Below are 24,361 nucleotides of genomic sequence, written 5' to 3' on the forward strand. Positions count from 1 at the left end.
GCCGCTACCGGATCGGCGCGCCGAGTTCGGCGTTCCATCCGGCGGCAGGGCGAGCGCCTATTTCTCCACGGACAGTGTGATGCCTGCCACGCACGCCGCCTCGGGGTGGGCGCGTTGCGCAGCGAACGTGCCTTGCAGTGTGGCGCCCACGGCAAGGTCGCCACGCTGGAAGCTGGCGCTGACGCCATAGTCGGTGTCGGCGTGTTGCGGCGGCGGCGGCTCCACGGCGTAGTACTCTTTCGAGAACCCCGCGGCGGCCAGCCTGTCGGCCAACTGCCCGAGCCGCAGCGGGCAGGCGTCGCCCATGTCGCGATAGCGGTAGCCCAGTCCGCTCCCCGCGGCCACGGGTGCATCCTCCTGTGACCTGATGGAAAGCGAGAGCGACGCCTCCTTGGGCAAGTACTTCGCTTCGACCTCTTGCGTGAACGCCGTACCGGCAGCGTCGACGGAAGCAACGAAGAGGTTGCCGACCGGTGGCGGCGGCGAGGGATACCACGGTTCGGCGTAGGGCGGCGGCAGCATGCCGGAATAGAAATCGAGGTCGAGCCGATCGCAGAGATGGGCGAATGTCAGGGCGGCCTCATCGCCGGCGATCACCTCGTCGAGCACGCCGAGATAGCGTTGCATCAGGACGTGCGCGGACACGCTGGCGGCGTGTTCGGGGTCGGCGAGATAGCGCTGGTGCTGTGCCTCGCAGGTGTAGGGCTGGCTCCACTGTTCCATCGCGTACGGCGGCGGCGCGGCCCGCGCGCATGCGGGCGGGAGCAGCAAGCACAGCCAGAGCGGGCGGAGGACGTGTTTCATCGGCGGCGACCTGCGAGCGGACCGGACCATCATACGGGGCACCCGAGCCGGCGCGGTCGCTCGGCCTCGCGACCGCCCGTTCGCGAAGCCGCTGACAACCCGGCGGCATGGCCTCATAACCGCAGGTTTGCATTCGCCGGCACGCGGGGCGCTATCGTCATCGGCTCCTCTTGCCGAGACCCGCCCATGTCCGACCCCAACTGGAAGCTGGAAACCATCGCCGTGCACGGCGGCTATCGCCCCGATCCGACCACCCGCGCGGTGGCGGTGCCGATCTACCAGACCGTGGCCTACGCCTTCGACGACACCCAGCACGGTGCCGACCTGTTCGACCTGAAGGTGCAGGGCAACATCTACAGCCGCATCATGAACCCCACCACCGACGTGCTGGAGCAGCGCGTCGCCGCGCTGGAAGGCGGCATCGGCGCGCTGGCGGTGGCCTCCGGGCAGGCCGCGGTGACCTACGCGATCCAGACCATCGCCGAGGCCGGCGACAACATCGTCTCCTCGAGCGCGCTGTACGGCGGCACCTACAACCTGTTCGCGCATACGCTGCCGTTGTCGGGCATCGACACCCGTTTCGCCGACTATCGCGATCCGGACGCGTTCGCCGGGCTGATCGACGCGCGCACCAAGGCGATCTTCGTCGAGTCGATCGGCAACCCGCGCGGCAACGTCACCGACCTGGAGGCGGTGGCCGCGGTCGCGCACGCGCATGGCGTGCCGCTGATCGTCGACAACACCGTGCCCACGCCGTACCTGCTGCGGCCGTTCGACTTCGGCGCCGACATCGTGGTGCATTCGCTGACCAAGTATCTGGGCGGGCACGGCACCAGCCTGGGTGGGGCGATCGTCGATTCCGGGCGCTTTCCATGGGCCGCGCACGCGCAGCGCTTCCGCCGCCTCAACGAACCGGACGTGAGCTACCACGGCGTGGTCTACACCGAGGCGCTGGGCGAGGCGGCGTACATCGGCCGCGCGCGGGTGGTGCCGCTGCGCAACACCGGCGCGGCGCTGTCGCCGTTCAATGCCTTCCAACTCCTGCAAGGCATCGAGACGCTGCCGTTGCGCATGGACCGGATCAACCAGAACGCGCTGGCGATCGCCCGGCACCTGCAGGAGGAGGCCAAGGTGGAGTGGGTCAACTACGCCGGCCTGCCCGGGCATCCGGAACATGCGCTGGCGCAGAAGTACCTGCGCGGGCAGGGCTCGGGCGTGCTGACCTTCGGCCTGCGCGGCGGGCGCGCCGCCGGCGCGCGTTTCCTCGACGCGCTGCAGTTGTTCACCCGGCTGGTGAACATCGGCGACGCCAAGTCGTTGGCCACGCATCCCGCCTCGACCACGCATCGCCAACTGTCGCCGCAGGAACTGGAGCGCAGCGGGGTCAGCGAGGACACGGTGCGGCTGTCGGTGGGCATCGAGCACATCGACGACCTGCTCGCCGACCTGCGCCAGGCACTGGCGCAGGCCTGATCCCGCCCGCTCCATGCGCGGCGGCGGCGCGCTGCACGCCGCTGCCCAGACGATCGCTGTCGATCGCGAGTACACGCCGGCGGACAGGCAGGCGAAAGGATCGGTCGGCACGCTGAGGCGTGTCGTCCATCTTCGGGCGGGGTGCGTCGGGGGTTGGGAGTCCGGCGGCGGGCGGTGAGTGGCGTAGCGCCAGACTGGGCGGTCGGGTCGCGCCGCGCGGCGCCGGCCGGTGGCCTGCCAGGTTCCGGCGCAGCGTCGCTGCCGACGCGCCGCGCGGGGATGGACGACACGCCCGGATGCCCGGCAATCGTGCCGGCGGCGTCGTGACCGCAGGCCAGGAGCCGTTTTCATGTCGTCCATCGCGCAGGCCTGGTCTGTCGTCGTCGCCGCGGTGGCCGAGCATGGGGTGGCGCCGCTGCTGGCGGCGCTGCACCTGACCGGGCTCAGCGACGATCCGCGCGCGATCGCCGCGTCGCTGCTGATCGCCGCGCTGCAACTGTGCGCCATCGGCGTGCTGTTCCGCCCGCTGGAAAGTCTGTGGCCGGCCGAGCGCTGGGAGCACCGGCGCCTGGCACGGATCGACTTCCACTACACCTGGCTGATGCTGGTCGGCGTGTTCCCGTTGTTCTCGTTCCTGATCCTGACCCCGCTGGTCAACGCACTGGGCGGCGCCGATGCGGGCGCCACGGCGGCGCCGGCGTCCGGCCTGCGCCACGCCTGGCCATGGCTGGACCGGCATCCGCTGGCCTTGTTCGCGCTGTACTACCTGGCCTACGACTTCACCTACTACTGGATGCACCGGATCCAGCACTGGCTGCCGTGGTGGTGGGCGATGCACAGCATGCACCACAGCCAGCGCCAGCTCAGTTGCTGGGCCAACGACCGCAGCAACTACCTGGACGGCATGCTGCAGTCATTCGTGCTGGCCGCGGTGGGCATTGTCTTCGGCATCGAGGCCGACGCGTTCGCCTGGCTGATGCTGCTCGGCGAACTGGTGCAGAACCTGTCGCACGCCAACGTGCGTTTCGGCTTTGGCCCGGTGCTCAACAAGCTCCTGGTCGATCCGCCGTTCCACCGCCTGCACCACATGCGCGTGGATCCGCAGCGGCCGAACCTGCACAACTGCAATTTCGGCCAGGTGTTCGCGGTCTGGGACGTGCTGTTCGGCACCGCGCTGTACGGCGAGCCGGTTCGGCCCACCGGCGTCGGCGATCCGATGGTGGACCGCGACAACGAACTGGGCCTGGTCGCGTTGCAGTGGGAAGGGCTCAAGCGCTTCTGGGGCGCGGTGCGGCGGCGTTCCGGATGGACGCCGGGCGAGGTCGCGTTCGGCGAGGACTATGCGCCGATCCCGGTGGATCATGCGAGAGGCGGGGATGATCAGCCATTCGGCTGCTGAAAAGCCCGGGAGGCGGGGTCGGGGATTTTGTAGGAGCGGCTTCAGCCGCGACCGACCTTCCTCGGGATGCCCGCCACGGCTCAAGCCGCTTCTAAAACGGCGCAATGCCGGTCTTGCCGGCTTCGCGGGCTGTCGTCCCCTCACCCCAACCCCTCTCCCGGGGGGAGAGGGGCTTACGGCGCTCACTTCTTCAGGCAGCCGCTCATGAAGGTCTTGCGCGCGTCGCCCTGCAGTTTCTGCGTGGCGGCCTTGGCATTGCAGTCCTTCATCCGCTGCTGCGCAGCGTTGCCGGAGGCCGGCGCCGCGTTGCCGCTGAGGCAGGCCTTCTGCGCGCTCTTGTATTCATCGCCCTTCTTGCCCTTGTTCTGTGCCGAGCATTGGGCCATCAGCGACTGCTGCGCGGTCTGCGGCTTGGTGGCGGCATCGGCCAGCAACGGCGCGGCGCTCAGGCTCAGCAGCAGGTACATGGCGAGCGGGAGGGAACGGGTCATGGCGCTGCTCCGGGCGGGTGATGCGCGCATCCTGCGCCTGCGGATCTGACCAAACCGTGACACGGTCCGCGGACTCGTCAATGCAGGCGTCGCCCGGAAGCATCGGCGCGGGGCGGCTGCCCGGCTCGGGCGCGTTCGCGCATCGCGGTCAACACGCCGGGCGGCCGTGGCGCGTTCGCCGCCGCGACGAAGAGGCGGCCGCCGCTCGCGCACGGGCGCCGCCGCTCGCGCACGCTCGCCCACCGACGAACGCGCGCCAGGCTCAGACCTGGGCGAGGCCGCCGTCCACGAACACTTCGCTGCCGGTCATGAAGCTGCTCTCGTCCGAGGCCAGGAACAGTGCCGTGGCCGCCACTTCCTCCGCACGGCCGATGCGACCCAGCGGCAATTGCGCGGTCATGTCGGCGAGGATCGCGTCCTGCTGGCCGGTGCCGGACAGCGCGGTGTCCAGGCCCGGCGTCGTGATCGGTCCCGGCGACAGCACGTTGACACGGATGCCGGTGCCCTTCAGGTCCAGCGCCCAGGTCCTGGCGAAATTGCGCAGCGCGGCCTTGCTGGCGCTGTACACGCTGAAGGCCGGCGTGCCGGTGCTGCCGGCGGTCGAGCCGGTGAGGATCACCGAACCGCCGGCGCGCATCAGCGGCAAGGCCTTTTGCACGGTGAACAGGGTGCCCTTGACGTTGATGCCGAAGGTGCGGTCGAACGATTCCTCGGTGATCGCGCCCAGCGGCAGGAAGTCGCCCAGCCCGGCATTGGCGAACAGCACATCGATGCGGCCCTTTTCGGCCTGGATCTGGGCGAAGACGCGGTCCAGATCGTCCAGCTTCGAAATGTCGCCCTGAATGGCGATGGCGTCGGCGCCGATCAGGCGCAGCGCCTTGTCCAGTTCCTCCTGCCGACGCCCGACGATGACGACCTGTGCGCCTTCGGCCGCGAAGCGAATCGCGCTTGCCAGACCGATGCCGCTGTTGCCGCCGGTGACCACTGCAATCTTGCCGTTGAGCCTGCTCATGCTGCGCTCCAGAGAATGGGGAGGCGCCACTCTAGATCCGAGCTATTATTTTGAATAGTATGCACCATTTGGTAAGTGCATTCGGAGCGATCGGATCATGGCGAAAACCACCTTCAATTGCGGTCTCGAGGCCGCGCTGTCCGTGCTCGGCGGCAAGTGGAAGCCGCTGATTCTCTACAACCTGGCGATGAACGTTCACCGCTACGGCGAGTTGCGGCGTGCCATCGGCGGGGTGACCGACAAGGTGCTGATCCAGCAGCTCAAGGAGCTGGAACGCGATCTGATCGTCGCGCGCATCGACTTCCAGGAGATCCCGCCCAGGGTCGAGTACTCGCTGACGCCGTTCGGGCAGTCCCTGGCGGCGGCGCTGAAAGGGCTGTGCGAGTGGGGCACGCAGCACATGCAGATGGTCGAGCGCATCAGCGAGCGTCGCGCGTCCGCCGTCGTCGAGTCCAAGTCAAAGGCGCATGCCTGATCGCCGATGGCATGGCCGATCGCGGCGGTGCATGGCCCTGACGCATGCGCCTGGCCGCGCGGACAGTCTGTGGTGTGCTGGTGTCGGCCGGGCGCTGGCGGCGCCGCCGCCGATGTGCCGTCGCCGCCACGACGCCTGCGTTCCTATCGGAAGAACTGGCTCGGCGGCTGCCCGAACTGGCGCTTGAACATCGCGGTGAAGGCGCTGGGGCTGTCGTAGCCGAGTTCGACCGCCACGTCGATGACGCGGTCGCCGGCGGCGAGCCGTTCCAGCCCGCGCAGCAGGCGCACCTGCTGCCGCCACTGGCCGAAGCTCATCCGCAGTTCGCGCCGGCACAGGCGCTGGATCGTCTTGACGTCCACATCCAGCCGCGCCGCCCAGTCGTGCAGGGTACTGGCGTCGGCGGGGTCGGCATCGAGCGCGGCACCGATGCGCAGCAGGCGCGCATCGTGCGGTTGCGGCAGGTGCAGCGGCAGCGCCGGCAGCGCGTGCAGTTCGTCCAGGATCAGCCGCATCAGGCGCCCGTCGCGCGAGTCGGCAAGGTGGTCCCACGGCACGCTGGCGGCGCTGCGGATCAGCGCTTCCAGCAGCGGTTCCACCGCCATCACCGCCGGCTGCGTCGGCATGCCGGCGATCGCGTCGGGTCGGATGTACAGGCTGCGCATGCCCAGCGTGCCGACGCAGCGCACGCCGTGCACGGTGCCGGCCGGCATCCACAGCGCGCGGGTGCTCGGCACCACCCAATGGCCCTGGCCCGAGCGCACCACCATCAGCCCGTGCAGCGCGTAGACCAGTTGGTGCCGCGCATGCCGGTGCGGGGCGATGACGGTCTCGCTGGGGTAGTCGGTGGCCTTGCACACCACGTCGGCCGGCGCCTCATCCACGCTCCACGCGTACGGCGGCGGTGGAACGGTCGTGTCCTTTTCTCGACGAGCGATGGGCATGTTGCGCAGGAAGGTCGAAGCGGACCAGCCTACCATGCGCGCCGTCGCCTTCATTCGCCCGGTCCGCCATGTCCAGCCTGCGCTCCGCCGCCGCCGCTCCCGTCGCCGCCGCACCCCGTCCGGTGGTGGCCGGCGTGCTCGCCGCGATCACCTCCTCGCACCTGATCAACGACATGATGCAGTCGCTGATCCTGGCGCTGTATCCGGTGCTCAAGGGCCAGTTCCAGCTCAGCTTCGCCCAGGTCGGGCTGATCACCTTGACCTACCAGCTCACCGCCTCGCTGTTCCAGCCGTTGATCGGCTTGCGCACCGACCGCCGGCCGGCGCCGTATTCGCTGCCGCTGGGCATGGGCTCCACGCTGTGCGGATTGTTGCTGCTGGCGTACGCGCCCAGCTTTGCGATGGTGCTGCTGGCCGCGGCGCTGGTCGGGATCGGCTCGGCGATCTTCCACCCCGAATCCTCGCGCATCGCGCGGCTGGCCTCGGGCGGGCGGCACGGGCTGGCGCAGTCGGTGTTCCAGGTCGGCGGCAACACCGGCACCGCGTTGGGACCGCTGATCGCCGCGGCGGTGATCGTGCCCAATGGCCGCCACAGCGTGGCCTGGTTCGGCGCCGCGGCCTTGCTCGGCATCGCCTTGCTGTCCTACGTCGGCCGCTGGTACGCGCTGCACCTGCAGGCGGTGCGCGCCGCGCCGCGGCCGGCCGCCACGGCGCCGGCACTGCCGCGCAGGACCGTGCTGCGGATCGTGGCGATCCTGTTGCTGCTGATCTTCTCCAAGTATTTCTATATCGCCGGGCTGAGCAGCTACTACACGTTCTACCTGATCCAGCGCTTCGGGGTGTCGGTGCAGAGCGCGCAGTTGCACCTGTTCGCATTCCTGCTGGCCTCGGCGCTGGGCACGCTGATCGGCGGCCCGGTGGGCGACCGGATCGGGCGCAAGCCGGTGATCTGGGTGTCGATCCTGGGCGTGGCGCCGTTCGCGCTGGCGTTGCCCTACGTCGGCCTGCACGCGGCCACCGCGTTGACCGTGCTGATCGGCTTCGTGCTGTCCTCGGCGTTCTCGGCGATCCTGGTCTACGCGCAGGAAATGATGCCCGGGCGCATCGGCACCATCTCCGGGCTGTTCTTCGGCTTCGCCTTCGGCATGGGCGGGCTGGGCGCGGCGGTACTGGGCCTGCTCGCCGACCGCGAGGGCATCGTGTTCGTGTACCAGGCGATGTCCTACCTGCCGCTGCTGGGCATCGTGGCGGCGCTGCTGCCGGGTCGGCGCCCGGTGCCGGTGCACTGAGCGCGGCGCGTCCTGGCCGGGCGCGGCAGCGCAAGATCGAGACCGCGCGGCGCGGCATGCGCGGGGAGTGGGGCCACGCCCTAGGCGCCAGCGACGATCAGAAGCGGTACTCCAGGCCGACGGTGACGCTGCGGCCCGGCGCCGGCTGCCGGCCCCACGGGCTGGTGTCGATGCCGCGATACCAGTAGTCGCGGTCGAAGAGGTTGTTCACCGCCAGCGAGGCGCTGAGCTTGCCGCTGTCGCGCTCGCTGAGCACCCGGCTCAGTTGCGCGTTCCAGACCCAATACGCCGGCAGTTCGCCGACCGAACCGATCGCGTTTTCCGGCACGGTGTTGGCCGCATCGCTGAAAGCGCGGCTGAAGTAGTAGCCGGACACGGCCAGCGTGGTGCGGCCTGGCTGGTAGCTGGCGCCGAGGCTGAGCTGGTTGCGCGAGGTATAGGGCACGCGCTTGCCGTCGTAGGCGCCCGATTCCTGGCGTGCGTCCAGGTAGGCGTAGCCGGCGTTGAGGGTCAGCGCCGTCAGTTGCGCCGGACTCCATTGCAGTTCCACCTCGCCGCCCTGGTGGCGGGTCTTGCCCAGGTTGCGATAGGTGCGGGTGGTGTTGTCGAGCTGGATTTGCTGGTCGAAGTCGATCAGGTAGGCGCCGACCTGCACGCGGGTGCGTTGATTGGGCTGGTAGCGCGCGCCGGCCTCGTAGTTCCACGCCAGCTCGGCGTCGAGATTGTCGCCGAAGACGATCTGGGTGACCTGCGGCGCGCGCAGCGAACGCTGGCCGTCGGCGTACAGATACCACTGCGGCGTGGCCTGCAAGCCCAGGGTCAGGCCCGGCAGCACATCGCTGGTCTCGTTGCGCGTGCGGGTGCCGTTGGCGAGGTTGTAGTAGCGCGAATCCACGCGCTCGTAGCGCAACCCCGGGGTGATGGTGAGGCGGCCGTCCGCCAGCCCGATCGCATTGCTGAGGTAGGCGGCGGCGCCGCGATCCTTGAAGCGCCAGTCGCGCACCAGGGTGTAGAGGCCGTCGCTCAGCCGCGTGTTGCCGACCAGGAAGTCGATGTCCTCGTTGATCGCGCGCGCGCCGAGCGTCCATTGCTGGGTGACCGTGTCCCCGCCCATCTTCCAGCTCAGGCGCGGCTCGCTGCCCAGCACCTTGAAGTCGCGCGGCGCGCTCTGCCGCAGTTGCGGCGGCAGGTCGGGGCGCCAGGTCTCGGTGCTGGCCTGGCGCATGCCGACGATGAAGTTGCGGCTGCTGCGCGCGCTGAAGCTGCTCCAGTCCAGGCGCAGATCCTGGAACGGACCGAAGTCGCCGATGTCCTGCTGGTAGACCAGCGAGGCGCGCGTGGTGCGGCCGTTGAACGCGTCCAGCGGCCGCGTCGACTGGCGCGCGTTGCGCAGGTAGTCGGCGGTCGACAGCGCGCCGGCCATGTCCATGTCGGCCACGTAGCGCTGCACGCTGGCCTTGAGCAGCTTGTCCGGCGCCAGCCACCATTCCGCGCGCAGGCGCAGGTTCTTGATGTCGGTGTCGCTGTGTTCGCGCCAGTACTCGCCCTTGGTCCAGTTCGCATCCAACTGCAGGCCGAACGTGTCGCTGGCGTAGCCGCCGGTGCTGATCGCGGTGTCGCTCAGGTAGTGCCCGGCGCCGCCGGCGGTGAGCTTCTGCCCGAGCGTGGTGGTCCACTCGCCGGGGATGTCCGGGCTGATCAGGTTGATCACGCCGCCGACATTGTTGGGCCCGTACTGCACCGCCGCGCCGCCGCGCACGATGTCGATGCGGTCGACCTGGTTCAGGCCCACCGGGAACAGCGACAGGCTGGTCTGCCCGTACGGCGCCAGCGCCAGTGGAATGCCGTCCTCCAGCACCTGCACGCGGCCGCTGCGGCTTTCGTACAGGCCGCGCAGCATGATCTGCGGCAGCGCGCCGGTGCCGGTCTCGTCGAACACCTTGATGCCGGGCACGCGTTGCAGCGCGTCGTCCAGCGAGCGGTTGGCGCCGTTGCGCAACTGCGCGTTGTCGATCACTTGGCGGCTGCCCGCGTAGTGCTGCACATCCTCCACGGTGGAGCGGCCGAGCAGGCTGCCCTGCACCTGCACGGTATCGAGCTGGCGGATCCGCGCCGCCGCGTCCTGCGGCGCCTGGGTATCCTGGGCGATCGCGGCGGAAGGGGCGAGCAGGGCGATGCAGACGGCGACGGCCAGCGACGCCGGGGAGAGCGAAACGGTCAAGGTGGGAACTCCGGGGAAGAAGACATCGGGGCGCACGCCATGCGGCGGCGGGCCAACGTTGCGCGGACTACCGCGGCGCGTGGCGTGCGCCGGCGCACAGGCACCGCCGGTCCGCTTGCGGCCGCCGGCGGCGACGTTGCGCCACGCACGCACGGCCGATCGGCTTGGCGTCGCCTTCCGGCACGCCGCTCTGGGTGGCGCAGCGGTCCAGTCCGCCAGCGTGGATCGGGTGGTCTGGTTTCGCGGACGGCGGCAGCAGCATGTGCAGGGTCGCGCGCGGTCACGTCGTGGCAGCGGTGACCGAAAGTCCCGCAGAGCAAGGGGCTGGGCAGGGAGCTGAGCAACCCGATCTTGCAAGCCATGGAGAGGCGGGCGGAACTGGGACAGGGAGCGCAATCCTGCCGTAAACGCGAATGCTTATCAAGAATATCGGCGATGGGTGGGCATGCCCGCCCAAGGCCGCATCCGCGCTACGCCGGCATTCGCCCGGGAAGCACCGCACCTGAGGGAGTCGGATTCGCGATTCCCAAGTCCCAATCTCTAGGGCGTGTCATCACTCCTCGCGACAGACTCGGGGAGTGGGGATACGCCCCAGCCCGACAGCCTCAGCCAGCAGCAGCCCGCAACCCTCGATACGGCGGCGTCGCCATCACCATCTCGGCCAGCGAATAGGCCAGCTCGCGCTCGGCCATCACCGTGCCGTCGGCGCCATGCTCGAGCAGGTGCTTGACCTCGGCGTCGCTGTGCGCGCGGGCCAGCAGGGTCAGGCCTGGATTGAGCGCGCGCAGCTTGGCCAGGGCTTCGCCGGCCTCCAGCGGTTGCGGGATCGCCAGGATCGCGATCTTGGCCTTTTCGGGATGTGCCTCGGCCAGCACGCGGTCGGCGGCGGCGCTGCCGCGGATGCCGGGGATGCCGTCGGCGTGGGCGCGTTCGACATGGTCGCGGTTGTCGTCGATCACCAGCACCGGCACGCCGCGCTCGCGCAGTACCGCCGCCAGCGCGCTGCCGACCCGGCCGTAGCCGATCACGATGGCGTGGTCGGCCAGGTCCAGCGACGGACCCGGCGGCAGTTCCGGCTCCACGGTCACCGGCGCCTCCACGGCCTGCCGCGCCTGCCAGCGGTCCAGCCAGGTGAACAGCAGCGGGTTGGCGATGATCGACAGCAGCGCGCCGGCCAGGATCAGGTCGCGGCCGGTCTCCGGCAGGATCGCCAGGCTCACGCCCAGGCCGGCGAGGATGAAGGAGAACTCGCCGATCTGCGCCAGGCTGGTGGAGATGGTCAGGGCGATGCCGGTGGGGTGGCCGAACGCGCGCACGATCACGAAGGCGGCCAGCGACTTGCCGACGGTGATGGTCAGGAACGTGGCCAGCACCTGCCAGGGGTGTTCGAGCAGGATGTGCGGATCGAACAGCATGCCCACCGAGACGAAGAACAGCACCGCGAAGGCGTCGCGCAGCGGCAACGAGTCGCTGGCGGCCTTGTGGCTCAACTCGGATTCCTTCAGCAGCATGCCGGCGAAGAACGCGCCCAGCGCGAACGAGACGCCGAACAGGGTGGCCGAGCCGAACGCCACGCCCAGCGCGATCGCCAGCACCGACAGGGTGAACAGCTCGCGCGAGCCGGTCGCGGCCACCTTCTCCAGCGCCCACGGGATCGCGCGGCGCCCGACCACCAGCATCGCCACCACGAACGCGGCCATCTTCAGCAGGGTGATGCCGAGCGCGCCGAGGATCGACCCGGTGTCGGCGCCCTTGCCGCCGAGCGCGTCGGCCAGCGCCGGCAGCAACACCAGCGCCAGCACCATCACCAGGTCCTCGACGATCAGCCAGCCCACCGCGATGCGCCCGCGCAGGGTTTCCAGCAGGCGCCGTTCCTCCATCGCCCGCAGCAGCACCACGGTACTGGCCACCGACAGCGCCAGGCCGAACACCAGGCCGTGCAGGGTCGGCCAGCCCATGCTCCAGGCCAGCCCCCAGCCCAGCAGGGTGGCGACCGCGATCTGCGCCAGCGCGCCGGGGATCGCGATCCACTTCACTTCCATCAGGTCTTCGAGCGAGAAGTGCAGCCCCACCCCGAACATCAGCAGCATCACCCCCAGTTCCGACAACTGGTTGGCCAGCGCCTGGTCGGCGACGAAGCCGGGCGTGAACGGGCCGACGCAGATCCCGGCCACCAGATAGCCGACCAGCGGCGAGAGTTTGATGCGATGGGCGAGCGTGCCGAGGATGAAGGCGAGCGCAAGCCCGACCGCGATGATGTCGATGAGGCTGGTGTCGTGATGCATTCAAGTTCGCAGAACAAAGAGACCCGGAGTGTGGCCGATGCGGCTTTTGCCGGCAAATCTGCCGATGCCCGATGCCCGATGCCTACTGCCTACTGCCTACTGCCTGCGGCACAGGCACAGGCACAGGAGCAGGAGCAGGCACAGGCACAGGCGCCGGCCGGGCGGCTGCGGTGCCCGACGGGTGATCCATTCGATCCGCCTGGTCCGTGACCAGCGTGCCTGGCGCTGGCCCTTGCCCGTCGGGCCTGTGGCCGCGCCACGCCCAGCGATCCGTTGCTCGGATGGCGCCACGGGCGGTGGGGCTATCCGTGCGCTACGCCCCCGCTCTGGCCGACCACCGTGGCCTTTTTCCTTCCAGTGCTCGGGGCTGGAGCCAGGCCAGCGGCGGCGGTGCCATCCGATTGCGGTAAAGCCGATCCGCTCCGACGAAACACCGACAATCCGGTCGCCGACACTGTGGTCGAGCGTGCTTGCCGGCCGCGAACCCAGCATTGGCAACGATCTCGCTTGGATGTGATACGCAAAACGGTCAAAATCGCGCGGGCGTCGGAAATCGCCGAATGAGAAGCCGGTCCCAGCGTCTTCGCGATCCTCGCAAACCCCCGTGGCACAAGGCGTTGCCGCGGTCGCACACACTGCAAACTGTCTACTGTATGGGCTGGTGCGGTGCTGTATGTTTGCGCCAATTGGGCGTCCTGCCAAGGAACAAGGTGGCATGGCTACACTGAAAAAACTCGTCGGCGGCATCCTCCTCAGTGCGGCCTATTGCGCGCTCTACGTGGTCGCATGGCATTGGTCGATGGACCAATGGTTCTTGCCGGCCGGCGTACGTGCGGCGGCATTGCTGTTCCTGCCCTATCGACTCTGGCCCTACGTGTTCCTGGGCGACGCTGCCGCGTTGCTGACGATGCGCGTGCCGATGGCCAACCACGACGGCGTCAGCGAGCTATGGGCGTATCTGAGCCCATTCGTGGTCGTGCCGGTCTTCGCACTGCTGCCATGGGCGTTCCGCACCCGGTTCGCCGGTTCGGCGGCGGTGCAGCGCTGGCTGCCCTTGCTCGCCGTGGGACTGGGGCTGTGGGGGTTGTTGGTCAACAAGGCAATCAACGCCATGTTGGACGGGCCTGCCGCCTTCATCACCTTGGAAACCAGCGTCAGGTACTGGATGGGTAGCTATCTGGGCATCCTGATGTTCTTCCTGCCGACGTTGCTTTGGCTGCACCGCAAGGGCGACAAGACCCTGTCCAGGAAGCTGCTGCGCGACTCTGCAATCGCGGTCCTCGCAGTGGCCGGCATCTTTGCCCTGGCGATGCGCACGCCGGGTTTGCTGCACCAGTTCATCCTGCTGATGCTGCTGGTTCCGGGCGTCTGGCTCACGCTGACGTATGGCTGGCGCGGTTCGGCGGTCGGCGTGGTGTTGGCCAACCTGGCGGTCGCCATGTCGCTACCGCGCTCGAACCATGCGGGCGCCTTCGATCAACAGACGTTCGATGTGCAGATGCTGGTGGCGTTCGCCGCCACCTTGCTGTTCGTGCTCGGCGTGAAGATTTCCAGCGCCTTCCGCCAGGCGCGGCACTTCGGCTATGCCGAGCAGCAGGCGCTGCAGGTGGCGCAGGCCAGCTATATGTCCGCCGAGCGCACGCTGCGCAACCGGGTGATCGAGTACACCGATATCCACACCCACCTCAACAAGCTGCGTCGCGATATCGCCTCCTCGCTGAAGGAGCGCGGGCACTACGCGGCGGCCATGGAGATGAACCGCACCGGCGTGATCCAGGCGCAACTGCTGGACGACTACGTCGCCGCGCTGTATCCCCTGGATATCGAGACCCACGGCCTGTATGGCGCCTTGAACTCGATCGCCTTCGCCAATGCCTGCGATACCGAAGTCGAGACGCGGCTGCGCGGCGAATCGCAGCAACTGTCGATCGGGCTGCAACTGGCGGCGTACCGCTGCGTGCTCAATGCGATGGAGGTGCTGCCCAGCGGCAGCCGCCATCGCATCACCGCGCGTGTGTGGAAGGCGCGTGGCCGGCGTGGTCTGGTGGTCAGTATCGCGGCGGACCCGACGCTGTTGCTTGCCAGGAACGACTCGGGCAAGCGCGTGGACGACGTCGAATCGGAACTGGCGAGCCGGCTGAAAGCCCATGACGGCACCTGTCGGCGCCGTCATGAGTTGAAGATCAGCTTCCTGGTCTCCGAGCCGTCGGAACGCCGCACCCTCACTTCTTGATGGTGACGGTCCAGGCGTCGCCGCTGTTGGTGCTGGCCCGCTGCACGGTGAAGTAGCGCGCGTCGTAGACCACGGTGCCGCGGCTCTGGTCCAGCGTCTCGACGATGCTGACCCGGTCCACGTCCTTGCCCATTGGCGTCACCCAGGCGGTGTTTTCGATTCGCCCGATCGCGCCGCGGACCTGTCCATTCGCGTCGTTGATCTGCAGATAGGTCACGCCGCTGCGCTCGAACTGGTAAATGCTCACGGTCGCGTTCGAGGACAGATCGGTCGCGGCCGGTGCGCTCTCGCCCAGACCTTGACGAGCGATTTGACTGCCGCCGCCGGTCGGGCAGCAGCTTTGCGCCTGAGCGCTCATGCTGAGCGCCGAGCACAGCAAGGCTCCCGACGCGAGCACCGCGATTTTCTTCGTGTTCCATTCCATTTTATTTTCCTTCCCCTGCTAAGGGTCTAGCGCCTGCCGTTCAGGCGATTCCACCTTACGCGAGTCGCAGCGTGCCGCTGTTGACAAATATGCGGTAGACCGGCGACGTTCTGGTTTATGCCATTGATATGGTTGTGGATTATGTGGATGTCTACGGAAGTGACTTCCTCCGCTTCCTTCGCTGTGCTAGCCGCACATCGCGGATGCACGGCAACCCGCGATTGGCGCGTCGTTGCCGTCGGTCGCGCGCCGGCAAAACCCTCCGGGCCCGGGGCGTTTGCCTGGCAGCTATGCGCGTGCGCGGTCGCCGATCGCGCCGTGCCTGCGCGGCTCACCATTCTCAGTTGAAGTTGGCGTAGGCGCGCGCGTGGTCGAAGCCGAATGGCGAGGAGCGCGCTCGCCATCGCGCGACCGCATCACGCTCGTGACTGCCATCGCAGTGTGCGTGCTGGTGCGCGCGCGTCATGCCCGACCAATGCGGCAGCGGCGACGCGCGCGCCGCCGCCGCCGCACCGGTGTCACCACTTGTAGTTGACGTTGGCGTAGGCGAACGCGCCATTGAAACCGAACGGGGAGGAGGTGCTGTACGGCAGGTAGGTGCGGGTGCCGGCACCGGCGCGCGACTGGTCCGGGTACTCGTCGAGGACGTTGTCGCCGCCGATGGTGAAATCCCAGTTGCCCAGTTTGTAGCTGGCCGCCAGGTCGAGCGTCCACTTCGCCGCGTAGGTCTGGTCGGCGGCCGGCGTGGTGCCGAAGTCGGTGAATTCGCCCCAGCGTGTGGCGGTGGCGGTGAACGCCCAGTTGCCAGGCGCCCAGACGCTGCTCAGGAAGAACTTGTCGCGCGGCGCGCCCTTGGTGATGCGGCCGATCTCTGCGCGGCCGATGCGCACCGCGGTCGGGTCGATCGCCTCCAAGACCGCCGGGTTCTCGGCGATCTTCTCGATCTCGGTCTTGTTGTAGTTGTAGCCGGCGGTGAGATCCAGGTTGCTGTTCGACAACGCGATCTTGTAGGTGCCGATCGCATCCACGCCCTGGGTCTTGGTGTCGATCGCGTTGGTGAAGTAGCGGCCGCCGCCGATGCCGGCATAGCCGTTGCCTTGCAGGTAGTTGCGCACCGCGGTGGAGGTCAGGTTCTCCGACAGCACGATGCGGTCGTCGATGTCGATGCGATAGGCGTCGACGGTGACGTACAGCGCATCGACCGGCTGCAGCACCAGGCCCAGGCCGTAGTTCTTCGACTTCTCCGCCTTCAGCGGCTCGGCGCCGAGCGCGACCGCGGCCGGGTTGTCGGTGCGGAAGGTGCCGATCTCGAACGGGGTGGCGGCGATGCTGCCGTCGGGCTGGGTGACGTTGATGAAGTTGGTGGCGATGGACTGGAAGTACTGCTGCTGCAGCGACGGCGCGCGGAAGCCGGTGGAGGCGGTGGCGCGCAGCGCGACCTTGTCGGTGAAGGCGTAGCGCAGCGACAGCTTGCCGGTGCCGGTATCGCCGAAGTCGCTGTAGTTCTCGTAGCGCCCGGCCAGGCCGGCGGAGAACTTGTCGGTGATGTCGCCTTCCAGATCGAGGTAGGCCGAGTAGCTGTTGCGGTCGTAGTGACCCGAGTCGCTGGGCTTGAAGCCGGCGAACACCTGCGCGCCCGGCAGCAGGGTGCCGTTGGCCGAGGGCACGCCGCCGTTGACGTAGGAGGCCACCTCGCCCGGCGATTCGTTGAACTTCTCGCCGCGCCATTCGCTGCCGAAGGCCAGCGTCACCGGATAGGCCAGGCCGATATCCAGCGACTTGCTGAAGTCGGCGTTGAGCACGTTCTGGGTGACTTCCAGCGTGCCGGCGTAGAAGTCGGTCGGGCTGGCCAGGCCCAGGCTGTTGTTGAGGCTGTTCTTGACCTCGAAGCTGAGGTTGTTGCGGCCGTAGTTGTAGCTGATGTCGATGGCCAGGCCGCCTTCGGTGCTGGCCTTGAAGCCGCCGACCCAGGACACGTCCTTGCTGACGTTGTAGATCTGCGGTAGGAAGCCGTCGGGGTAGAGTTCGGGGCGGTTGCGGTTGTCGCCGGACCAGCGGAAGTAGCCGTTGGAGAGCACTTCGCGGCGGCTGAGCATGCCGTAGGAATAGAAGGTCAGGTATTCGGCCGGGCTGTACTGGCCGTTGTAGGAGAACGCACCCTGGTCCACGTCCGGGTCGCCGTAGCGTTGCTGCACTTCGCCCAGGTACGGCTTGGCGCGATCGGTCTGGTCCTGGTGGCCGCCCTGCGCGGCGAAGTGCACGGCGCCGTTCTCGCCGAACTTGACCCCGGCGTCGCCGGACAGTTGGTACTGCTCGCCGTCGCCGGCGCTGTACTTGCCGTAGCGTGCGGCGATGCTGCCGCCGCTGCCGCTGCCCTTGAGCACGATGTTGATCACGCCGGCGATGGCATCGGAACCGTACTGCGCCGAGGCGCCGTCGCGCAGCACTTCGATGCGTTCGACCGCGGCGATCGGGATGGTGTTGAGATCGGCCGGCGAGGAGCCGCGGCCTTGCGCGCCATTGAGATTGACCAGCGCGGTGGTGTGATAGCGCTTGCCGTTGACCAGCACCAGCACCTGGTCGGGCGAGAGGCCACGCAGCTGCGCCGGGCGCACCGCGTCGGAGCCGTCGGTGATCGCCGGGCGCGGGAAGTTCAGCGACGGCACCGCGCGCGACAGCGCGGTGGCCAGTTCGGTGGTGCCGGTCGCCTGCAGCGTTTCCGGCGCGATGATGTCGATCGGCGACGCCGATTCGGCGACGGTGCGGTCGGCGACGCGGGTACCGGTGACGATCACGGTATCCAGCGTGCGTGCGCTGTTGGAGGCGTCGCTCTGCGCGAGCGCGGGCAGGGCGGAGGTGGTCAGGACGATGGCGATGGCGGTCGCGAGAGGGCTGAACGTGCGAGGCATGGGCGGACGGCTCCAGAACGAGGGAAGTCGGCGCCGCCGCATTCGTCATCACCCCCTCCCGGGTGTCGCGCGCATGGCGAATGGGGCGGCTGCCACGATGGATTACCGGCATCTGACAGGCGTGTCAATGTTCCGTTAAACCCCACATCGCAGTTGCAGTTGCAACCACCGCGGCGCGCCCCGTGCCAGCAGCGATGCGGCCATCCCATCGGGTTTGTAGACAAAACGCGCGGCGGCGCGGTGCGCGGCATCGGAATGCGTTGCGGTTCACATGGCGCGCCGCGTGCCGGCCAGGATGTGTGCAGGAGATCGCGTGCGCCATGCCACGTCCAAATCCCCAAGCGAGACGATGAAAACGTGCTGTATCGCGACGCGGATTGATCGAGCGGACTGCTCGGAGTTGCATCACTGTATTCGTCGCGGTTGAAACCGCTCCTACAGGACATGCGCGCTGCGCTGGCTGGATGCACTGTAGGAGGGGCTTCAGCCCCGACCGCATCCGCAGACGCAAGGTTCGCCGGTGCGCGCGTCGGCAGGCATGGCGCCGTCGTGACCAGCCTCGACGCCAGTAGCGCGCCGCCGAGGTCGGCACCGCCCGCGGCTACCGCCGCATTGCGCTGCGATGCGGGCAGTACGCAGCATCCTCTGCGCGTGGCGGCGCTGATGCGTCCACTGACCAGCGCCAGAGCATCGGCAAAGCGGCCTCAGAACGCGATGTGTACCGCGTCGGCGCTGCGCTGCGCCGGTCCGTGGTAGACCGCTTCCAGGTTGTTGCCGTCCGGATCGAGCACGAAGGCCGCGTAGTAATCGGGATGTTACGGACGCAGGCCCGGGACGCCGTTGTCGCGGCCGCCGTGCGCGATCGCGGTGCGGTGGAATGCCTCGACCATGGCGCGGTCGCGCGCCTGGAACGCGAGATGGTGACGCCCGGTCAGTTCGCCCTGGGCGACGGTGTCGCGATCGGAGACGAACAGCTCGTCGGCCCAGAAATACCCCTCGCCCTGGCCGCCGAGCGGGATGCCGAGCACGTCCAGGACCGCCGAATAGAACGTCTGGCTCGCCTGCAGATCCCGCACCACCAGGTGCAGGTGGTCGATCAAGCGGCCACGGTAGAGCTCTCGGGTGTCCATGGGCGTGCCTCGGCAGAAAGAACGAGGTTCCCTGATACCACCGATGCCGGCGCCATGCCTTGACGCCGCGTGGACCGTGCAGCGCGCGGCCCGCTGGCGCCGAAACGGCGATACCCCGGCACGGCCGGGGCGTCGTCGTTGCGCGCCTACGCCGGCGCCGTCACCAGCGGTAGTTGATCCGCCCGTACACGTAGGCGCCGTTGAAGCCGTACGGCGAATAGTTGCTGTAGGGCAGCATGCCGTAGGTGGAGTTGACCAAGTTGGTGGTCTTGTCCGGGTACTGGTCGAGCAGGTTGTCCGCGCCCAGGGTCAGGGTCCAGTTGCTGCTGGGCTTGAAGCTGGCCGAGGCGTCCACCACCCAGTTCGCGTCGTAGGTCTGGTCGCGCGCGGCGCTGGCCGAGTTGCGCACGGTGAAGTCGCCGTAGCGCGTGGCGGCCAGGTTGAAATCCCAGTGCTGCAGCTTCCAGGTGCCGCTGAGGATGATCTTGTCCTTGGGGAAGCTGTCCTCCAGGCGGCCGATCTCGTCGCGGCCCAGGGTGGTCTGGGTCGAACCGATGTCCACCAGCGCCTGCGGCTGGGTGATCGCGTGGGTGACCTCGGTCTTGCTGTAGCCGTAGCTGGCGGTGAGCTCCAGCGAGCTGGCCGCGAACGGGATGCTGTAGGTGCCGACCAGGTCCACGCCGCGGGTGCGGGTGTCGGCGGCGTTGCTGAAATAGCGCACGCTGGTGACGTTGGCGTAGCCGAGGCCGCGCAGCTGCGCCAGCACCGCCGCATCGTTGAGGTTGGAGGACAGTAGGATGCGGTCGTCGATCTTGATCTGGTACGCGTCCAGGGTCAGGTACAGGCGTTCGACCGGCTGCAGCACCAGGCCCAGGCTGTAGGACAGCGAGGTCTCCGCCTTCAGCGGCGCGGCGCCCAGCGCCTGGGCCACGGCGCTGTCGACCGGGAAGGTGCCCGATTCGAAGAACGTGCCGTTGATGTAGTTGCTGGTCACCGCCTGGTACTGCTGCTGCGCCAGCGAAGGGGCGCGAAAGCCGCTGGCCACGGTGCCGCGCAGTGCCACCTTGTCGGTGAACGCGTAGCGCGCCGACAGCTTGCCCGAACTCTTGCTGCCGAAGTCGGAGTAGTCCTCGTAGCGGCCGGTCAGACCGGCGGAGAACTTGTCGGTGAAGTCGGCTTCGAGGCCGGCGTAGACCGCATAGTTATGGCGATCCGAATGCACCGCGTTGAGCGGCGCGAAGCCGGCGAAGCCCTGCGCGCCGCCGGTGGTGCCGGCGTAGGAGGCTGGCTCGCCCGGCGACTGGTTCCACTTTTCCTGGCGGTATTCGCCGCCGAAGGACAGCGTCACCGGATAGGCCAGGCCCCAGTCCAGCGGCTGGGTGAAGTCGGCATTGACCACGTTCTGCGTGTACTCCAGCGCGCCGTCGTAGAAGCTGCGCGGGCTGTCGGCGCCGAGGCTGTAGTTGATGCTGTTGCGGGTGTGGAAGTCGATCTTGTTGTAGCCGTAGTTGTAGCTCACGTCCCAACCGAAGCCGCCTTCGGTGCTGCCCTTGAGGCCGGCCACCAGCGAGCGGTCCTTGGAGTACTGCTCGATCTCCGGCACGTAGCCGTCGGGATAGGTCTGCGCCAGCAGCGCGCTCTGGCCGCTGTGGTTGCGCGAGCGGTAGAACGCGAACGAGGTGATGTCGCGGTTGCTGGCGATGGCGGTGGCGTAGCCGGTGACGCGGTCGCTGAAACGGAATTCGCCATTGGCCGAGACCGCGGTCGCGTCGACCTGCGGGTCGCCGTAGACGAAGGTGGTCTGGCCGATGCCCGGATAGTTGCCGGTGTTCGGCGCGGTGCCCTGGTAGGGGCCGGCGCGGTTGGTTTCGTCCTGCTGGCTGATCTGCCCGGCCACGTGCAGGCTGCCGCGGCCGTCGCCGAAGCCGATGCCGGCGTCGCCGGAGAGTTGCGACTTGGCGCCGTCGCCGGCCGAGTACTGGCCATGGTCGATCGCCAGGCTGCCGCCTTCGCCGGCGCCCTTGAGCACGATGTTGATGACCCCGGCGATGGCATCGGAGCCGTACTGGGCCGAGGCGCCGTCGCGCAGCACTTCCACGCGCTCGATCGCCGCGATCGGGATGGCATTGATGTCCACCGCCGAGGCGCCGCGGCCGATGCTGCCGTTGACGTTGATCTGCGCGGAGGTGTGGCGGCGCTTGCCGTTGACCAGCACCAGCACCTGGTCCGGCGAGAGCCCGCGCAGCTGCGCCGGGCGGATGCCGCTGGTGCCGTCGGTCAGCGCCGGGCGCGGGAAGTTCAGCGAGGGCAGGGCGCGCGACAGCGCGGTCGCCAGTTCCGAGGTGCCGGTGGACTGCAGCGCTTCGGGGGTGATGATGTCGATCGGCGACTGCGATTCGGCGACGGTGCGGTCGCTGACGCGGGTGCCGGTGACGATTACCGTGTCCAGCGTGCTGGGGGTTCCGGACGCGTCGGGGGCGGTCTGGGCGAAGACGGAGGGAGCGGCGAGGGAGGCGAGCACGGCGCTCGCCAGCAGGGACAACGGACGGTTCATGAAAACTCCAGCAGGTGCCGAAACGGCAGGCGGGGCGCGGCGGCCGGCATGGCCGGGCGGGCCGCGTCCCCAGGGGCGTCTTATTATTTTTTAACATGCGTGCTGCGTCGCAGGATGCAAGCGCATGTTCTTATTCTTTTACGTTCTAAGTCTTGCGCTCCGGGCGTGGCCGCGCCCCTGGGGCCACGCCACGCGCTTCGGCTGCCGCCTCAGAAGCGGTAGCTCACCCGCCCGTACCAATAGCGCCCGTTGAAACCGAACGGCGACAGCGGCGAGTACTGCAGGCCGTTGGGGCGGTCGTCGTAGATGTTGTTGAGCGCGGTCCGGGTCGGATACTGGTTGGTGACGTTGTCGGCGCCGACGGTGAAGGTGAGGTCGTGCCAGGCGTAGCTGGTGGACAGGTTCAGCAGCCAGCGCGCGGCGAAGCCCTGGTCCTGGCTGCCATCGGCGTCGTCGCCGCGGCGGGTGATGGCGCCGTAGCGGGTGGCGTCGCCGTGCAGGGTCCAGCCGGCCAGGTTCCAGTCGCCGCTGAGCACGTACTTGGTGCGGGGCGTGGCATCGGTCAGCAGGCCCTGGCTGGCGCGGCCGAAGTTCGGATCTGAGATCTCCAGGATCTCGGTCTTGTTGTAGTTGGCGCTGACACTGAGGTTGAGCGTGCCGGCGCGGTCGAGATCGAGCAGGTAGTTGTTCACCCAGTCCACGCCGCGGGTGCGGGTGGTGGCGCCGTTGACGAAGAACTGCGCGGCGCTGACCTGGCCGATCGGCACGGCCAGCGAGATCTGGTCCGAGTACAGGATCTGGTCCCAGATGCGGATCTGGTACAGATCCAGGGTGGCATTGAAGCCGCCGCCTGGCTGCCAGACCGCACCGACACCGTAGTTGGTGGATTTCTCCGGCGTCAGCGGCTTGGCGCCGAGCGCGATCGCCACCGGGTCGGAGGTGCGGTAGGTGCCGATCTGGCTAAGGACGCCGTCCACCGGCAGGGTCACCACCGAGGCGTAGTTCTGTTGCGCCAGCGAGGGCGCGCGGAAGCCGTTGGAGAGCGTGCCGCGCAGGGCGAAGGTGTCGTTGAGCTGGTAGCGCGCCGACAGCTTGCCCGAGCGCGTCGACCCGGCATCGCTGTAGTCCTCGTAGCGCGCGGCCACGCCGCCCGACAGGCGTTCGGTCAGGTCCGCTTCCAGGCCGGCGTACACCGCCTTGCTGTGGCGCTTGAACTGCCCGGCCACCGAGGGCGACAGGCCGGGGAATACCTGCGAGCCGCCGGGGTAGGGCGCACCGGTATCGGGGTTGATGGCGTCGGGATCGAAGTAGATCGAGGTGGGCGAGCCGGCCACCACCGCGTACTTGTCCTGCCTGTACTCGGCGCCGAAGGCGAGGGTCACCGGATAGGCCAGGCCCCAGTCCAGCGACTTGCTGAAGTCGGCGTTGAGCGCGTTCTGCTCGTTGCGGAAGCCGCCGGCGTTGAAGCGGGTCGGCGAGGCGCCGGTACTCCAGTACAGGTTGGTGTTGATGGTGTTGCGCAGGTCGAAGGTGACGTCGTTCTTGCCGTGGTCGGCCGAGACGTCCCAGGTCCAGCCGCTGTCGGTGCTGCCCTTGACCCCGAGCACCGCGGCGCGGTCGTTGGACGGGTTGTAGATCTGCGGCAGGAAGCCGTTGGGATAGACCGCCTGCACGTTGCGGTCGCTGTTGTCCCAGGCGCGGTAGTAGCCGTTGGAGAGCACCTCGCGGCGGCTGAAGTTGGCGTAGCCGTACAGGTCGACGTGCGGGGTGAGCGCGTAGCCGAAATTGACCAGTCCCTGATAGGTCTTGACCGCCGGGTCGCCGTAGCGCTCGTAGGGAATGCCGCTGGGATTTTCCGCGCCGGCCAGGGTGGTGGCCTTGTCGGTGTTCTCGGCGCGGTTGGTGTTCATCGCGTTCTGGTAATTCCAGGACACCCGCACCCAGCCCGGCGCCTCGCCGCCGGCCGCGCCACCGAAGGCCAGGCCGTAGGAGCCGTCGATGCCGTTCTGCTCGCCATCGCCCTTGTCCATGATCCCGCCGTTGACCGTCACGCTGTTGCTGCCGGGCTTGGCGCCGTGCTTGAGCACGATGTTGATCACCCCAGCGATCGCGTCGGAACCGTACTGCGCGGAGGCGCCGTCGCGCAGCACCTCGATGCGCGCGATCGCCGACATCGGGATGGAGTTGAGATCGGCCGGCGCCGAGCCGCGGCCGACCGAGGGGTTGTAGTTGACCAGCGAGGTGGTGTGGTAGCGCTTGCCGTCCACCAGCACCAGCACCGCGTCGGGGGACAGGCCGCGCAGGGTCGCCGGGCGCAGCGCGTCGTTGCCGTCGTTGATCGCCGGGCGCGGGAAGTTCAGCGACGGCAGCAGCTTGCCGAGGGCGCTGGCGAGGTCGCTGGCACCGGTGGCCTGCAGCGCTTCGGGGGCGATGATGTCGATCGGCGATTGCGATTCGGCCACCGTGCGGTCGGCGATGCGGGTGCCGGTGACGATGATGTTGTCCAGCGTGGTCGGCGCCTGCTGGGACTGGGCGAGGCTATTGCCGGAGGCGAGCACGAGCAGGACGGCGCTGACGAGGGGGAGGCGGTGTTGCGTCATCGATCGGAGACTCCAGTGGCTGGGGGATTGGCGTGGGTCTGGGCGGATGTCCGGTGCGGTTGGTGATGGTGCGATGCAGCAGGTGCCATCGGATTGAAATCCGTTTTTCACGCGGGCG

The 24,361-nt window shown here is 68.4% G+C and carries 15 protein-coding genes and 1 pseudogene; 5 read left to right on the forward strand and 11 right to left on the reverse strand.

Going from position 1 to position 24,361, the window contains the following annotated elements:
• Nucleotides 1-57 precede the first annotated feature (57 nt).
• A complete protein-coding gene (locus AB3X07_RS06325; protein WP_369943587.1) occupies nucleotides 58-804 on the reverse strand; it encodes a hypothetical protein in 747 nt (248 codons plus the stop codon).
• Nucleotides 805-990: 186 nt separating this feature from the next.
• Between AB3X07_RS06325 and AB3X07_RS06330 the strand changes: the two genes are divergently transcribed.
• Entirely contained in the window at nucleotides 991-2,277 is a 1,287-nt protein-coding gene (locus AB3X07_RS06330; protein ID WP_369943588.1) for an O-acetylhomoserine aminocarboxypropyltransferase/cysteine synthase family protein, read from the forward strand.
• A 349-nt stretch (nucleotides 2,278-2,626) separates the two neighbouring features.
• Complete coding sequence (locus AB3X07_RS06335; RefSeq protein WP_369943589.1) at nucleotides 2,627-3,676, forward strand: sterol desaturase family protein; 1,050 nt, start codon at nucleotides 2,627-2,629, stop codon at nucleotides 3,674-3,676.
• A 182-nt stretch (nucleotides 3,677-3,858) separates the two neighbouring features.
• Here the strand turns inward: AB3X07_RS06335 and AB3X07_RS06340 are convergent, their stop codons facing one another.
• The gene (locus AB3X07_RS06340) at nucleotides 3,859-4,167 is read right to left on the reverse strand and encodes a PsiF family protein (RefSeq protein ID WP_369943590.1); all 309 of its coding nucleotides are present in this window, start codon (nucleotides 4,165-4,167) and stop codon (nucleotides 3,859-3,861) included.
• Nucleotides 4,168-4,429: 262 nt separating this feature from the next.
• A complete protein-coding gene (locus AB3X07_RS06345) occupies nucleotides 4,430-5,179 on the reverse strand; it encodes an SDR family NAD(P)-dependent oxidoreductase (protein WP_369943591.1) in 750 nt (249 codons plus the stop codon).
• Between the two features lie 97 nt (nucleotides 5,180-5,276).
• Between AB3X07_RS06345 and AB3X07_RS06350 the strand changes: the two genes are divergently transcribed.
• Complete coding sequence (locus tag AB3X07_RS06350) at nucleotides 5,277-5,654, forward strand: winged helix-turn-helix transcriptional regulator (RefSeq protein WP_369943592.1); 378 nt, start codon at nucleotides 5,277-5,279, stop codon at nucleotides 5,652-5,654.
• 143 nt (nucleotides 5,655-5,797) lie between these two features.
• On the opposite strand, the gene AB3X07_RS06355 is transcribed toward AB3X07_RS06350, so the two are convergent.
• Entirely contained in the window at nucleotides 5,798-6,592 is a 795-nt protein-coding gene (locus AB3X07_RS06355; RefSeq protein WP_369944670.1) for a helix-turn-helix domain-containing protein, read from the reverse strand.
• A gap of 74 nt (nucleotides 6,593-6,666) precedes the next feature.
• Here AB3X07_RS06355 and AB3X07_RS06360 point away from each other — a divergent pair, with 74 nt between their 5' ends.
• A complete protein-coding gene (locus AB3X07_RS06360; RefSeq protein WP_369943593.1) occupies nucleotides 6,667-7,887 on the forward strand; it encodes an MFS transporter in 1,221 nt (406 codons plus the stop codon).
• Between the two features lie 97 nt (nucleotides 7,888-7,984).
• Here AB3X07_RS06360 and AB3X07_RS06365 read toward each other — a convergent pair whose 3' ends face one another.
• Together AB3X07_RS06365 and ybaL are read right to left on the reverse strand one after the other, a co-directional pair.
• Nucleotides 7,985-10,108 carry a TonB-dependent receptor family protein gene (locus AB3X07_RS06365; protein WP_369943594.1) on the reverse strand — a complete coding sequence of 708 codons (2,124 nt, stop codon included), beginning with the start codon at nucleotides 10,106-10,108 and terminating at the stop codon, nucleotides 7,985-7,987.
• A gap of 605 nt (nucleotides 10,109-10,713) precedes the next feature.
• A complete protein-coding gene (gene ybaL, locus AB3X07_RS06370) occupies nucleotides 10,714-12,393 on the reverse strand; it encodes a YbaL family putative K(+) efflux transporter (RefSeq protein WP_369943596.1) in 1,680 nt (559 codons plus the stop codon).
• 715 nt (nucleotides 12,394-13,108) lie between these two features.
• Between ybaL and AB3X07_RS06375 the strand changes: the two genes are divergently transcribed.
• The gene (locus tag AB3X07_RS06375) at nucleotides 13,109-14,626 is read left to right on the forward strand and encodes an MASE1 domain-containing protein (protein ID WP_369944672.1); all 1,518 of its coding nucleotides are present in this window, start codon (nucleotides 13,109-13,111) and stop codon (nucleotides 14,624-14,626) included.
• Here AB3X07_RS06375 and AB3X07_RS06380 read toward each other — a convergent pair.
• The 5 genes and pseudogenes from AB3X07_RS06380 to AB3X07_RS06400 form a co-directional block, all read right to left on the reverse strand.
• Entirely contained in the window at nucleotides 14,616-15,050 is a 435-nt protein-coding gene (locus AB3X07_RS06380) for a hypothetical protein (RefSeq protein WP_369943597.1), read from the reverse strand. The genes AB3X07_RS06375 and AB3X07_RS06380 overlap by 11 nt on opposite strands.
• Before the next feature lie 518 nt (nucleotides 15,051-15,568).
• Nucleotides 15,569-17,959 carry a TonB-dependent receptor plug domain-containing protein gene (locus AB3X07_RS06385; RefSeq protein WP_369943598.1) on the reverse strand — a complete coding sequence of 797 codons (2,391 nt, stop codon included), beginning with the start codon at nucleotides 17,957-17,959 and terminating at the stop codon, nucleotides 15,569-15,571.
• A 704-nt stretch (nucleotides 17,960-18,663) separates the two neighbouring features.
• Nucleotides 18,664-19,089, reverse strand: a pseudogene (locus tag AB3X07_RS06390) (VOC family protein).
• A gap of 160 nt (nucleotides 19,090-19,249) precedes the next feature.
• Nucleotides 19,250-21,643: a TonB-dependent receptor plug domain-containing protein gene (locus AB3X07_RS06395; RefSeq protein ID WP_369943599.1), complete on the reverse strand. Its 2,394-nt coding sequence runs from the start codon at nucleotides 21,641-21,643 to the stop codon at nucleotides 19,250-19,252.
• Between the two features lie 209 nt (nucleotides 21,644-21,852).
• On the reverse strand, nucleotides 21,853-24,243 hold the full coding sequence (locus AB3X07_RS06400; protein ID WP_369943600.1) for a TonB-dependent receptor plug domain-containing protein: 2,391 nt from the start codon (nucleotides 24,241-24,243) through the stop codon (nucleotides 21,853-21,855).
• Nucleotides 24,244-24,361: the final 118 nt, after the last annotated feature.

The organism is Xanthomonas sp. DAR 35659 (assembly GCF_041242975.1).
Lineage (GTDB): Bacteria > Pseudomonadota > Gammaproteobacteria > Xanthomonadales > Xanthomonadaceae > Xanthomonas_A > Xanthomonas_A medicagonis.

Coding starts and splice junctions, on each gene's coding strand:
- AB3X07_RS06325 (WP_369943587.1), bottom strand. CDS start 804: ATGAAACACGTCCTCCGCCCGCTCTGGCTGTGCTTGCTGCTCCCGCCC.
- AB3X07_RS06330 (WP_369943588.1), top strand. CDS start 991: ATGTCCGACCCCAACTGGAAGCTGGAAACCATCGCCGTGCACGGCGGC.
- AB3X07_RS06335 (WP_369943589.1), top strand. CDS start 2,627: ATGTCGTCCATCGCGCAGGCCTGGTCTGTCGTCGTCGCCGCGGTGGCC.
- AB3X07_RS06340 (WP_369943590.1), bottom strand. CDS start 4,167: ATGACCCGTTCCCTCCCGCTCGCCATGTACCTGCTGCTGAGCCTGAGC.
- AB3X07_RS06345 (WP_369943591.1), bottom strand. CDS start 5,179: ATGAGCAGGCTCAACGGCAAGATTGCAGTGGTCACCGGCGGCAACAGC.
- AB3X07_RS06350 (WP_369943592.1), top strand. CDS start 5,277: ATGGCGAAAACCACCTTCAATTGCGGTCTCGAGGCCGCGCTGTCCGTG.
- AB3X07_RS06360 (WP_369943593.1), top strand. CDS start 6,667: ATGTCCAGCCTGCGCTCCGCCGCCGCCGCTCCCGTCGCCGCCGCACCC.
- ybaL (WP_369943596.1), bottom strand. CDS start 12,393: ATGCATCACGACACCAGCCTCATCGACATCATCGCGGTCGGGCTTGCG.
- AB3X07_RS06375 (WP_369944672.1), top strand. CDS start 13,109: ATGGCTACACTGAAAAAACTCGTCGGCGGCATCCTCCTCAGTGCGGCC.
- AB3X07_RS06380 (WP_369943597.1), bottom strand. CDS start 15,050: ATGGAATGGAACACGAAGAAAATCGCGGTGCTCGCGTCGGGAGCCTTG.
- AB3X07_RS06385 (WP_369943598.1), bottom strand. CDS start 17,959: ATGCCTCGCACGTTCAGCCCTCTCGCGACCGCCATCGCCATCGTCCTG.
- AB3X07_RS06395 (WP_369943599.1), bottom strand. CDS start 21,643: ATGAACCGTCCGTTGTCCCTGCTGGCGAGCGCCGTGCTCGCCTCCCTC.
- AB3X07_RS06400 (WP_369943600.1), bottom strand. CDS start 24,243: ATGACGCAACACCGCCTCCCCCTCGTCAGCGCCGTCCTGCTCGTGCTC.